Below are 13,865 nucleotides of genomic sequence, written 5' to 3' on the forward strand. Positions count from 1 at the left end.
AAGAGAACACTTAGGAAAATAGTGCTCTACTAAAAACCCCCAATTAATTTAATTTTAATTTTGAATTTAATAAGTCAATAAAAAGTTTTACATTTTCTTTGTTTAAAACGTAGTAGCATTTATTATCAATTTCTTTAAAAGAAACAATATCAATAACAACAAAATTTTGAAGATGATAATTTATAGTTGAAGGTGCAAGTTTTAATTCTTTAGCTAATTCATGAGTATACCAAGGTCTTTCTGCAAGAAGAAATAATATTTTTTGCCTTGTTTTATCACTAATAAGCTTTAGAAATTTTTCAAAATGATTTTCTATATGCCTGTATTTATAAGCATCTATATTTTTATAACCTATATAACCCCATACATTATTGGTAGATAAGTCATTTATTCTAATTCCTATTACTGAAAAATAAGATATACATAAATTAATAGTTATATTTGATTTTAAATTAATATCTAATCTATTAAACCAATTAGTATCCAAAAATTTAGCTTTATCTTTTTTATATAATTCTATATATCGTTTTTCTTCTTTGTCGATTATATCAGAGATTTCATTTTCAAAAGTAGAGTATATTTTAGCAAGTTGATTTAAAAGATATCTTATCCTCATTTTTGTTTCTTCAGGAGAATTATAAAGGTCTAAAATAATTTTTTTATCTTCTTCTGATAGTTCAGGCAAATCTTTTATATAGTTTTCCATAAGATTTAAATCATGTTTAACTAAATTCCAGCCAGAATTATCTCCTATTAAAGTTTCTCCTAAAAAGCAACCACCAAGATAATTAAAAAGAGTTTCTAAACTACTTTTTTCGAAAACTTCAAAGTAGTCATCTAATGTTGATATTTCATAGTCATCTATATACCCATAAAATATAACTGGTAAAATATTAGTTTTATAAAAGAAGTCTAGTTCATTTTTTAAAAAGCTACTTGTATCTTCTTCTAATAAATTTGTGTATTTAATTAATTTTTCATCTAAGGTTATACGAAAGCTAGAAAAATATTCAGATTTAGAATCAAAATATTTATAAAGAACCCATTGAGCAAATTCATTTATAGGTTTTTTATGAAATTTTATATTTATCATATAATAAAAATCCCTCCCTTTTGTTAGGTGATTATCTAACAAAACTATACAATTATTAACTTTAAATGTCAATAATTACCTTGGAAATTTTATGAAATATTTTGAAAGAGAAACTATAACATAGAAGAATTGTATAAGGAGAGAAATAAATTTAAAAAAATAAAATTAAATAAAAAAAGAGAAGTATTTTAACTCTCTTTTTATAAACTATTTCTATATTGTATAGGAGAAAATCCAGTAATTTTTTTAAATGTTTTTGAAAAATGGCTTGTATCACAATAGCAAAGTAAATTAGATATTTCTAAAATAGATTTAGAAGTAGTTTTTAATAATAATTTTGCTCTTTCGACTTTAACTTGGTGAACATAATTTATTATTGATATATTCATTACATTTTTGAAAAGTGAGCCTAAATAGGAAGGAGAATTGTTAAATTCTTTTGCCATAATATTTAGTGAAAAATAACCTTCTATATGTAAATGAATATATTTTATCATGTTATTTACTATAAAGTTACTTTTATTTTCAAGTCCATTAAGGGATTTGTGTATATATGAATCAAATATAACTAATTCAAGTGATTGAAGCTCTGCTAAAGTTGAACAATTTAAAATAGATTTATAAACATTATTATATATTGATTTTATTGAAGTATTATTAATTGAATTTTTTAATATATTTTTAGCTAGGAAAGCATTCCAAATTATTAAATGATGCTTTTTATAGGTAACATCTAGCATTGAAGCTATTTCTTTTTTATGTCTGTTACGAATTGTATTCATAATAGAATTATAATTATTATTTTCTAAAAGCATATGAAAATCTATATCTAAAAAAGATAAAAAATCTTCTGAAGAATTATTTATAAATTTGTCTATCATAATAAGCCTCCGAATAAATTATATGAGGATATTATATTAAAAAAATACAAAAAATACAAAAGTGAGAAAAACAAAAAAATATTATCCCCCTAGTAGGGTGGGGTTAATAGTGATAAAATTTATAATTTTATTTTAAATTAGATAATATATTTAATTAGCTATTTTGCTGTGAAAAATACTAATTTAAAAAAATTTGACAAAAAAATTTTTTAGTAGTATATTAAACACATAGCCCCCCCTACGAGGGGTAGGAGAGGAGAATAGAAATGAATGATGAAAAGAAGAAAGCAGTTCAATTATTAAAAACTGCAAGAGGTCAAATTGAAGGAATAATAAAAATGATAGAGGATGAAAGATATTGTATAGATATCTCAAATCAATTAATGGCAGTTACTGCACTTATAAAAAAATCAAATAAGCATATATTAGAACAACATTTACATGGATGTGTTAAAGCAGCTTTTGAAAATGAGGCAGATAAAGAAAAGAAATTAGAAGAATTAAATAAAGTAATAGCTAAATTAATGGGAAATTAATTTGGCTATTATAAAAAAATACAGAAGGAGAAAGCAATTATGGAGAACAAAGTCGTTAAGGTAACTGGAATGACTTGTGCAGCTTGTTCTGCTTCTATAGAAAGAGCAGTAGGTAGAATGCAAGGAGTCGAATCTGTAGCTATAAATTTAGTTTCAGAAGAAATGAAGTTATCTTATGATAAAGAAAAAATTAAGTTTGAAGATATACAAAAGAAAATAGAAAAAATAGGATATGGAGTTATTGATGATAAAAAAGAAGAAAAATCATTAGGAGCTTTAGATTCTTATAGAGTAGAAGGAATGAGCTGTGCAGCTTGTGCAGCCTCAATAGAAAAAGTTTTAAATAAGATGGATGGAGTTGATGGTGCAACAGTTAACTTTGCAGCAGAAACAGTAACTTTTGCTTATGACTCTAATAAAGTTAAATTTGAAGACATAAAAGCAAAACTTGCAAAATTAGATTTTAATTTAATTGAAAATAAAAAAGATACACATGTTACATATAAAGTAGAAGGAATGAGTTGTGCAGCTTGTGCAGCTTCAATAGAAAAAGTCTTAAACAAGATGAATGGTGTTGAAGGAGCAACAGTTAATTTTGCAGCAGAAACAGTAACTTTTTCTTATGATTCTCAATTAGTTAGACTATCAGAAATTAAAGCAAAACTTGCAAAATTAGATTTTACTTTAATAGAAGATGAAGAAGAAACTAAAGTAGATAATAAAAAAGATGAAGTTAAGTTTACTAGAAATAGATTAATATTTACATCTTTATTTGCAATTCCAGCTTTTATAATTGGAATGAGTGGAGATTTGGGAATACCACTTCCAAACTTTATGGCACCAGATAAATCACCTCTTACATATGCAATTATTTTATTTATATTAGCTTCATGTGGTATATATGCTGGTAGAAGTTTCTTTAGAGTTGGTATTAAAGGATTAATAGCTTTAACACCAGGAATGGATTCTTTAATTAGTATAGGATCTGGAGCAGCTTATATTTATGGATTATTTGGTCTTTATGAAATAATTATAGGAAATACTAGTTATGTTCATCAATTATATTTTGATTCATCAATTACAATATTAGCTCTTATCAGTTTAGGAAAATACTTAGAAAGTATTGCAAAAGGAAAGACATCAGATGCAATAAAAGCTCTAATGGACTTAGCTCCAAAAACTGCTACTATTATAGTTGATGGAAAAGAACAAGTTATTCCAGTTGATGAAGTTAGAACTGGAGATTTAATAGTAGTAAAACCAGGAGAAAAGCTTCCAGTTGATGGTGAAGTTGTAGAAGGAACTACTGCAATTGAAGAAAGTATGTTAACAGGAGAAAGTGTTCCTATAGAAAAGAAAGTTGGAGATTCTGTTTTTGGTGCTAGTATAAACAAAAATGGAAGAATTGTATACAAAGCAACAAAAGTAGGTAAAGATACTGCTATTGCTCAAATTGTTAAATTAGTTAAAGATGCTCAAGGATCAAAAGCTCCAATAGCTCATTTAGCAGATGTTATTGCAGGATATTTTGTTCCAGTTGTTATAAGTTTAGCAGTTATTGCAGCTATATGTTGGGGAGTAAGTGGAAAAGATTTAGAATTTGTACTTACAATATTTATTTCAGTTTTAGTTATTGCCTGTCCTTGTTCATTAGGTTTAGCAACTCCTACTGCAATTATGGTTGGTACTGGAAAAGGTGCTCAACATGGAGTTTTAATTAAAGGTGGAGAAGCATTACAAATAGCACAAGGAATTCAAACAATTGTATTTGATAAAACAGGTACTCTTACAGAAGGAAAACCAGTAGTTACTGATATTGTAACTGAAGGCTATGATAAGGATGAAATTCTTGCAATTGCAGGAGCAGCAGAAAAAGGATCTGAGCATCCATTAGGAGAAGCAATTGTAAAATCAGCAGAAGAAAAAGGTTTAGAACTTAAGAAAATTGATGAATTTAAAGCTATACCTGGTAAAGGAATAGAAGTTTCAATAGATTCAAAAGATATTCTTTTAGGAAATAAAAAATTAATATTAGAAAATAATATTAATATAAATGAAAAATTTGGAAAAGAATCAGAAAGACTTGCGGAACAAGGAAAAACTCCTATGTATATGGTTATAGATGGTAAATTAGAAGCAATTATAGCAGTTGCAGACGTAGTAAAACCATCAAGTGCTAAAGCAGTTAAAACTCTTACTAACATGGGAATAGAAGTTGTTATGCTTACTGGAGATAATAAGAAAACAGCAGAAGCTATTGCAAAAGAATTAGGTATAACAAGAGTTATAGCAGAAGTATTACCAAATGAAAAAGCAGATAATGTCAAAAAGATACAAGAAGAAGGCAAAAAAGTTGCTATGGTAGGAGATGGAGTTAATGATGCACCAGCACTTGCTTTAGCTGATATAGGAATGGCAATTGGTTCAGGAACTGATATAGCAATGGAATCAGCAGATATAGTTCTTATGAGAAGTGATATTATGGATGTTATTACAGCTATTCAATTAAGTAGAGCTACTATGAGAAATATTAAGCAAAATCTTGGATTTGGATTAGTATTTAATATCATAGGAATTCCAATAGCTATGGGAGTATTATACTTGTTTGGTGGCCCATTATTAAATCCAATGATAGGAGCACTAGCTATGAGCTTTAGTTCAGTAACAGTGTTAACTAATGCCTTAAGATTAAAAACATTTAAACCAAAAATTATACAATAATTTTAAAATATAAATATTGCCATAACAAGAGGCATTGTATCTTGTTGAGAATATAAAATAAAAGGAGAAATGAAAAATGAAAACAATAATAATCGAAGGAATGTCATGTCAAAAATGTGTTGAAGGAGTTAAAAAAGCATTAAATACTGTTGATGGAGTTGACTCAATGGAAGTTACTGTTGGAAAAGCAATTGTTGAAGGTACAGCAAATAATGCAGATTTAAAAGAAGCTATTGAAGATTTTGGATTTGATGTTGTATCAATAGAAGAATAATTTAAATTCTTTGATAAGACTATACTATAAAATTTGTAGGATAGTCTTATTTAATAATAAGCTTTAACTAGGATACATAATAAAAAAGAATCGCATAAATAAAGAGGTTGTTTTTCAACCTCTTTTATTTTTTATAAATATTAATATAAAAAAGATAAAGTAGATATAAATTTTCAAAAATTAAAATATAAAATATTAATAAAATATGTTTAAATTAATATTTTAAAAGTTATATATAAGTTATATTTAAAAAAATATAACTATATTGATGGTGATTAATGATTTATTTAATAAAAATATCAAAAATATTGTATTAAAAAAATAGTAACAAATTTAACAAAAACTATTGAAGTTGTTAAAAAATGGTGATAAAATAAATTTACAGAAAACGTTTCCTGATAAAATATATGGGAGAAGAGTTCTATACTTGGAAAGGTTTCCGAAAAATATAATTGAATAAAATATTTAGGAATCTTTGGTAATGTTTTTAAATATAAATTAAATAGAAAAATAAGGATATATTTAATTTATATTGTTACTTTAAATGAAAAATAATTATAAAGTAAAACAATAGATTTATTTTGAATTTTTTGGAAAGGTTTCCGTAATATGCTACAGAATTAAATGGGAGGGTTAATATGGCAGGATTAGTTTTTAAAAATCTATACAAAATTTATGAAAATGGGTTTGAAGCTGTAAAAGATTTTAATCTAGAAATAAAAGACAGAGAGTTTATAGTTTTTGTTGGGCCATCAGGATGTGGAAAGTCAACAACATTAAGAATGGTTGCAGGGCTTGAGGAAATAAGTGAAGGAGAGCTTTATATAGGAGATCAATTAGTAAATGATAAAGCACCTAAAGATAGAGATATAGCAATGGTGTTCCAAAATTATGCTTTATATCCGCATATGACTGTATTTGAGAATATGGCATTTGGACTTAAATTAAGAAAAGTTCCTAAAGATGAAATTGAAAGTAAAGTAAAAAATGCAGCAAAAATTTTAGATATTGAACATCTTTTAGATAGAAAGCCAAAAGCTTTATCTGGAGGACAAAGACAAAGGGTTGCAATGGGAAGAGCAATTGTAAGAAATCCAAAAGTTTTCTTAATGGACGAGCCTTTATCAAATCTAGATGCTAAATTAAGAGTTCAAATGAGAATAGAGATATCTAAATTATATAAAGAATTAGATACTACATTTATTTATGTAACTCATGATCAAACAGAGGCAATGACTTTAGGAACAAGAATAGTTGTTATGAAGGATGGAGTAATACAACAAGTTGCAACTCCAAATGAAATATATAATAATCCAGTAAATATGTTTGTGGCAGGATTTATAGGAAGTCCTCAAATGAATTTCTTATATGGAAAATTGATAAAAGAAGATAAAAAAATGTTTATTGAAATTGAAGGTAATAAAGTAGAGTTAGATAAAGAGAAAGTTGATAAGATAAACAAATTTAATTCATTAAATGAAGATGTTATATTAGGAATTAGACCAGAAAAAATACTTTATAATATTGATGAATTAGAAGGAAAATCAAAATTTAAGTTTAGTAGTGAAGTAGAACTTACAGAAAATTTAGGGTCAGAAATTTATGTTCATACAAAACTAGGAACAAAAGCAATAATAATAAAAACAAAGGGTAGTGGTAATAAAGAAATAGGAGAAAAAATAGATTTTGCTATTGATGTAAACGATATTCATGTTTTCGATGAGGAAACTCAAGTTACAATTTTATAATTATAAGGGTGTTTAAAATTTAATTAAAATAAAACTTTGAATTTATGGAGGGGAATTTATATGGCTAAAAAGAGAATACTAGCTTGTCTTATGGCAACACTAGTAGCAGGATCATTATTTGTAGGATGTGGGGGAGCATCAGGATCAGATTCTAAAGGAGGAAAAGAAATAACTATCTGGACTAAAGTTAAAGATGGTGAAATGAAAACAATAGAAGAACAAGCAAAGGCTTGGGGAGAGAAAACTGGAAATACTGTAAAAGTTGTTAATGATGAAGGAGGATTCCAAGATTATTTACAAGCAGCTAATTCAAGTAAAGGGCCAGATATATATATTGGTATGCCACATGATAACTTAGCTTCATTCTACGAAGCTGGATTATTAGAAGAAATTCCAGATGGTAAATTTGACAAGAGTAAATATAGTAGTGAAAGTGTATGGAATGCAACATCTTTTGAAGGAAAAAATTATGCAATTCCATTAGCACAAGAAACAGTAGCACTTTTCTATAATAAAGATAAAGTTAAAGAGGCTCCTAAAACTATGGAAGAATTAATAGAAATCGCAAAAAAAGATGGGGATGGATTCCAAATTGATTTAGGAAACTTCTATATTACAGGAGGAATAGTACAAACTTTAGGAGGATATATCTTTGGTGGTGAGCAAGGCGCGTTAAAAGCAGATGATATAGGTCTTGCAAATGATGGTTCAATTAAAGGATATCAATTCTTAGCAGATTTAGTTAAAAAGCATAAGCTTATGCCAGAAGATATAACAGGAGATATAGCTTCAACAAACTTTAAAGAAGGAAAATCAACTTTCTATATTTCAGGACCATGGGATGTTGAACAATTTGAGCAAGCTAAATTAAATTTCGGAGTAGCTCCAGTTCCAACAATAGATGGTAAAGACTACAAGTCATTCTTAGGTGTACAAACAGCTTTCGTAAGTGCAAAATCAGAAAATAAAGATCTAGCATTTGATTTCTTATCAGAGTTAATTGATAACAAGAGTGAAGAATTATTTAAAGTAGGAAATAGAATTCCAGTATTAAATGATGTTTTAGCAAGTGATGCAATAAAAGAAAATAAATACTTACAAGGATTTGTTGATCAATCAAAAGTAGCTGTTCCAATGCCAAATATTTTAGAAATGCAAGCTGTATGGAATGCAACTTCTCAAATAACTAGAGTTTACAAAGGTGAAGATGCTAAAAAAGTTGCAGAAGACATTGTTAGTGCAGTTAAAAAGGGGATAGAAACACAACAATAATATAAATAAAACTAAGGAGGATGGAGGGAAATTTTCCTCCATTCTTTTAAGTTAAAATGAGAGAGGGGTATTATGAGCAAGAAAAAAGTAACAGTAAAAGACAACTTAAGAGCTATTAAATTTCTATCACCAGCTTTGATAAGTATGCTTATATTAACTGTATTTCCTATAATATTTACAGTAATAATAGCTTTTACTAATTATAATATAAAAACTTTAAATAAAGGCTGGGGATTTGTTGGACTAAAGAATTTTAAAGATGTTTTATTTGGGCCTTTAAAAGAAGTATTTTTACCAGTTTTCACTTGGACGATAATTTCAGCTACAATAATTACTTTAGGTGGATTTATTGTAGGATTAATATATGCTTTAGTTTTATCAAATAAAAATATGAAAGAATCTTCAATTTATAAAGGATTTTTAGTAATACCATGGGCTCTTCCAGCAGCTATTATTACTATATCTTTTACAGGACTTTTAAATAGTCAATATGGTGCTATAAATGGAATATTAATGAATTTAAATTTAATATCTGAACCAATAATGTGGCTTACAGAACCAGGACCAGCTAGATTAGCAGTATTAGCAATTAGTATTTGGCTTGGTTTCCCATATATGATGAATGTTTGTATTGGAGCATTATCAGCAATTCCAGAAACTTATTATGAAGCAGCAAGTATTGATGGAGCATCAGCTTTTCAAAAATTCTTTAAAATAACTCTTCCATCACTTGCAAATACAGCATTTCCATTATTAATAGGTTCATGGTCATTTAATTTCGGTAGTTTTACAGCAGCTTTTCTTTTATTAGGAGGAGGACCTGTAAGACCAGATTCACCATTTGCTGGATATACTGATGTACTTGGTTCAGCAGCTTATAAAATGACAACTCAATTTGGTAGATTTGATTTAGGAGCAGCACTTTCAATTATATTATTCTTCATAGTTGGAACAATTGCATTCTTCCAAATGAGAGCATCAGGGCAGTTTAAGGGGGAATAGATAAATGGAATTAAAGACTAATAAAATAAATTCTATAGAACCAAAGAGCATTAATGTAAGTAATAAAAAAGGAAAAAAGAAAAAATATAAGTATAAAAGAAAAATGACTAAACCGGAAAAAGTAACACTTTGGTTAAGCAGAATTTTTATATGGGCAAGCATACTTATAATATTATTTCCAGTTCTTGCAATAGTAACAGCTTCACTTTCAACAGGTTCAAGCTTTATTCAAAAAGAACTTATTCCTTCAGAAATTACTTTTGATAACTATATTTATGTGCTAAAAGAAACTGATTTCTTACTATGGGTATGGAACTCATTTAAAGTTTGTTTCTTTGTTGCAGCAGCACAAGTTTTAATGACTTTACCTGCAGCATATACATTTAGTAGATTAAGATTTACTGGAAAAAAATATGGGCTTATGTCACTTTTAATACTTCAAATGTTCCCAGCTTCAATGGCATTACCAGCAATACTATCAATTTCATATAGATTAAATGGTATGGACAATCATTTCTTCTTAATTTTAGTAATGTGTGGAGCAAGTGCATATAATATTTGGTTAATGAAAGGATTTATAGATGGACTTCCAAAAGAATTAGATGAGTCAGCTTTAGTTGATGGAGCAAATCATAATCAAATATTTAGGAAAATAATATTCCCATTATGTAAGCCAATGCTTGTTGTAATATTTTTCTTCTCATTTATTGGGACTTTTGGAGAATTCGTACTTTCAGCAGCATTACTTAAAGATCCAAGTCTAAAAACATTAGTTATAGGATTAAAATCATTTATGGATAGTGGAGTTTCTACAAATTGGACAGCTTATGCAGCTGCATCTGTAATGGCTACTATTCCACTTGCAATACTTTTTGTATCAATACAAAAATTTGTATCAAAAGGATTAGTTGCAGGAGCAGTTAAAGAATAAATTGAAGTTACATTAATTGTAAATATGCCCTTTATATTAAATAAAGAAATAAAATATTTAAGAGAATAAATATATAAAATAAAAATAATTTTTTAAATTATAAAAATTTAAAGGATTTCATTGAAAAATGTCTAATATAATTATATAGAATTAGTATTTTTATTTAAGACAAAAAATATATACAATGAAATATAATCAAAGGGAGTTTATGGGTTATGAATATAAAAGATATTGCACGTCTTGCAGGAGTAGGTCTTGGAACCGTTTCGAGAGTTATTAATAATCATCCGGATGTAAAGGATGAAACAAGAGAAAAAGTACAAAAAATAATAAAAGAAAACAACTATATTCCTAATAATAGTGCAAGAAATCTAAAGAAATTAAGCTCTAATACTATAGGAGTATTAATTAGAGGTGTATTCAACCCATTTTTATCTGAGATGGTAGATATAATAGGGAAAAGAATAAGTCAAAATGATTATACTATGCTTTTAAGACATACAGATTATTCTGCTAGAGGAGCAGATGAAATAAGAAATTTAATAGAATTTCAAAAGGAAGTAAAACTTCAAGGCATAATATATTTAGGTTGTGATTTAAAAGAAATAGATAATACAACTTTTGAAAATATTGAAATTCCACTAGTTTTAGCATCAACTAATAGCACATATAATACTGAGGTTAATAATTTCTCGTATGTAGGAATAAAGCAAATAGAATCTGCCTTTATTGCAACTAAATATCTTATAGAAAGAAATCATAAAAATATTGGAATAATTCTTGGAATTAAAGAAGATATTGGACTTGCATCTGAAAGACTTCAAGGGTATAAGGAGGCTTTAATAAAAAGTAATATTGATATAAAAGAAGAATTTATTGAGTATGGAGGTTATAGTACAAGAGGAGCATATGATGCTGCAAAAAGACTTATAGCCAAAAATAAAAATCTAGATTCTATATTTTGTATATCTGATATTATGGCTGTTGGAGCTACAAAAGCTCTAGAAGACATGGGGATTAAAGTAGGGAAAGATATATCAATAATTGGATTTGATGGTATGGAAATTTCAGAATTTTATAATCCTTCTATAACAACTATAGCTCAGCCAAGAGAAGAAATGGCTGAACATAGTATAGCTGTACTTTTAGATATTATAAAAAATAAAGGGGAAAATAGGCATATAGTATTAGATACTAAGCTTATAGAAAGAGATTCTGTAAAAAAATAAAGCATATTCCTATATATACATAATTAAAATATAAGGATGTGATAATTGTGAGTATTAAAAGATTTTCATTTGGAAAAATAATTGATTGTAATTCAGTAGTAAAAGAAATAGAAAAGGAAAATGGACAAGTTCCTTATTTTTTAGAAAAAGATTCTGTTTTAAGTTTTAAATTAGAAAAAGAAGATTTAGTTTATGGACTTGGAGAAAATGTAAGAGGAATAAATAAAAGGGGATGGATATTTGAAAGTTATTGTTCAGATGATCCAAATCATGCTCAAGATAAAAAATCACTTTATGGAGCACATAATTTTATAATAATACATGGAGAAAATAGAAGTTTTGGTGTTTTTATAGATACACCATCAAAGGTTAAATTTGATATAGGATATTCAGAAATAGATACATTATCAATAGAAGTAGAAGAAAATAATTATGATTTATATATTATTGAAGGAACTAATTTAAATGAAATTTCAAAAGAATTCAGAGAACTTATTGGAAAAAGTTATGTACCACCTAAGTGGGCATTTGGATATCAACAAAGCAGATGGAGTTATGCAACAGAAAAAGAAGTAAGAGAAATAGGAAGGAAATTTAGAGAAAAAAATATTCCTATAGATTGTATTTATTTAGATATAGATTATATGGAAAAGTTTAAAAATTTCACAATTAATTATGAATCGTTTCCAAACTTTGACCAGATGGTTAAAGAGATGAAAGAGGATGGAATAAGATTAATTCCTATAATAGATGCTGGATGCAAAATAGAAAATGGATATGATGTTTATGAAGAAGGAATTAAAAAAGGATATTACTGTTTAGATAAAGAAGGAAAACCTTTTGTGGCAGCAGTATGGCCAGGAAAAGTTCATTTTCCAGATTTCTTAAATAGTGAAGCTAGACTTTGGTTTGGAAAGAAATATAAATTTTTAGTTGATAAAGGAATAGATGGATTTTGGAATGATATGAATGAGCCAGCTATTTTCTATTCTGAAGAGGGATTAAATAAAGCTTATGAAATAGTAGAGGAAAGTAAAAATAAAAATTTAGATATTTATAGCTTTTTTGCTTTAAAAGATGCCTTTATGGGGTTAAGTAATAGTTCTTCCGATTATAATAGTTTTTATCATAATATGGATGGAAATATTATAAAACATAATGATGTTCATAATCTTTTTGGTCATAATATGACGAGAGCAGCTGCTGAAGGATTAGATTCAATTGATAAAGATAAAAGATTTTTATTATTTTCAAGAGCTTCATCAATAGGAATGCATAGATATGGTGGTATATGGACAGGAGATAATACATCTTTATGGGAACATTTAGAAATGAATGTTAAAATGATGCCAAATTTAAATATGTGTGGATACCTTTATACAGGTGCTGATACAGGCGGATTTGGAGGAAATTGTACTCCAGATTTAATGATAAGATGGTTCCAATTTAGTATTTTTACACCTTTATTTAGAAATCACTCAGCAATGGGAACAAGAAACCAAGAACCTTTCTCTTTTGGAGAAAAATCAGAAAAAATATTAAAAAATCTTATAGAGTTTAGATATGGATTAGTACCATATATTTATAGTGAATATATGAAAGCAGCAATAAATAATGATATTATGTTTAAACCATTAAGCTTTGAATATAATGATGTAACTTCAGGGGAAATAGAAGATCAAATATTAATGGGAGATTCATTAATGTTAACTCCAATAATAAAGCAGAATGCTAGAGGAAGATATGTTTATTTACCAGAAGATATGTTAATGGTAAGAGCAAAAGGATTAAATGATATTAGTTATGAAGTCTTTTCTAAAGGACATCATTATATAAATGTAGAACTTGAAGAATTTATTTTCTTTGTAAGAAAAGATAAGATGATACTTTTAGGAGAAAGTGCTAAAAATGTTCAAAGTATAAAAAATAAAGAGTTAAACATTATAGCATTTGTAGAAGATAAAGCAATATATGAATTATATGATGATGATGGAATATCAAAAGATTATTTAAATGGAATTTTTGATAAACTTCGCATAGAAATAATAAAAGATAAAGAAGAATTTAATATAAACATAGATGGAAATATAAAAGATAAAAAATTAAATATAACTATAATTTCTAAAGGTTCAAAAGAGGTAAAAAAAGTATATTATATATAAAAGGTTAAAAGGGGAT

Annotated in this window: 11 protein-coding genes; 9 read left to right on the top strand and 2 right to left on the bottom strand. The window is 27.1% G+C overall.

All coding sequences use genetic code 11. From position 1 onward, the window contains the following. Positions 1–43 precede the first annotated feature (43 nt). Together CLTHE_RS09255 and CLTHE_RS09260 are read right to left on the bottom strand one after the other, a co-directional pair. On the bottom strand, positions 44–1,093 hold the full coding sequence (locus tag CLTHE_RS09255) for an ArsR/SmtB family transcription factor (RefSeq protein WP_080023072.1): 1,050 nt from the start codon (positions 1,091–1,093) through the stop codon (positions 44–46). Between the two features lie 200 nt (positions 1,094–1,293). Continuing rightward, the gene (locus CLTHE_RS09260) at positions 1,294–1,974 is read right to left on the bottom strand and encodes a helix-turn-helix transcriptional regulator (RefSeq protein ID WP_080023073.1); all 681 of its coding nucleotides are present in this window, start codon (positions 1,972–1,974) and stop codon (positions 1,294–1,296) included. 266 nt (positions 1,975–2,240) lie between these two features. On the opposite strand from CLTHE_RS09260, the gene CLTHE_RS09265 reads away from it, so the two are divergent. The 9 genes from CLTHE_RS09265 to CLTHE_RS09305 all read left to right on the top strand — a co-directional run bounded on the left by CLTHE_RS09265 (position 2,241) and on the right by CLTHE_RS09305 (position 13,849). Then, complete coding sequence (locus CLTHE_RS09265) at positions 2,241–2,510, top strand: metal-sensing transcriptional repressor (protein WP_002596706.1); 270 nt, start codon at positions 2,241–2,243, stop codon at positions 2,508–2,510. A 39-nt stretch (positions 2,511–2,549) separates the two neighbouring features. Beyond that, positions 2,550–5,231: a heavy metal translocating P-type ATPase gene (locus CLTHE_RS09270; protein WP_080023074.1), complete on the top strand. Its 2,682-nt coding sequence runs from the start codon at positions 2,550–2,552 to the stop codon at positions 5,229–5,231. Between the two features lie 76 nt (positions 5,232–5,307). Further along, the gene (locus CLTHE_RS09275; protein ID WP_002596708.1) at positions 5,308–5,505 is read left to right on the top strand and encodes a heavy-metal-associated domain-containing protein; all 198 of its coding nucleotides are present in this window, start codon (positions 5,308–5,310) and stop codon (positions 5,503–5,505) included. 638 nt (positions 5,506–6,143) lie between these two features. Then, positions 6,144–7,253, top strand: a complete 1,110-nt coding sequence (locus CLTHE_RS09280) for an ABC transporter ATP-binding protein (RefSeq protein ID WP_080023075.1) — start codon at positions 6,144–6,146, stop codon at positions 7,251–7,253. A gap of 60 nt (positions 7,254–7,313) precedes the next feature. Continuing rightward, positions 7,314–8,525: a sugar ABC transporter substrate-binding protein gene (locus CLTHE_RS09285; protein ID WP_080023076.1), complete on the top strand. Its 1,212-nt coding sequence runs from the start codon at positions 7,314–7,316 to the stop codon at positions 8,523–8,525. Between the two features lie 72 nt (positions 8,526–8,597). Further along, on the top strand, positions 8,598–9,527 hold the full coding sequence (locus CLTHE_RS09290; protein WP_080023077.1) for a carbohydrate ABC transporter permease: 930 nt from the start codon (positions 8,598–8,600) through the stop codon (positions 9,525–9,527). A gap of 4 nt (positions 9,528–9,531) precedes the next feature. Then, positions 9,532–10,458, top strand: coding sequence for a sugar ABC transporter permease (locus CLTHE_RS09295; RefSeq protein WP_143324056.1), 927 nt, complete (start codon positions 9,532–9,534; stop codon positions 10,456–10,458). A 215-nt stretch (positions 10,459–10,673) separates the two neighbouring features. Continuing rightward, positions 10,674–11,687, top strand: a complete 1,014-nt coding sequence (locus CLTHE_RS09300) for a LacI family DNA-binding transcriptional regulator (RefSeq protein WP_080023078.1) — start codon at positions 10,674–10,676, stop codon at positions 11,685–11,687. A gap of 47 nt (positions 11,688–11,734) precedes the next feature. Further along, complete coding sequence (locus tag CLTHE_RS09305) at positions 11,735–13,849, top strand: TIM-barrel domain-containing protein (RefSeq protein WP_080023079.1); 2,115 nt, start codon at positions 11,735–11,737, stop codon at positions 13,847–13,849. Positions 13,850–13,865: the final 16 nt, after the last annotated feature.

Origin of the sequence: Clostridium thermobutyricum DSM 4928, from assembly GCF_002050515.1 — a bacterium.
Taxonomy (GTDB): Bacteria; Bacillota; Clostridia; order Clostridiales; family Clostridiaceae; genus Clostridium; species Clostridium thermobutyricum.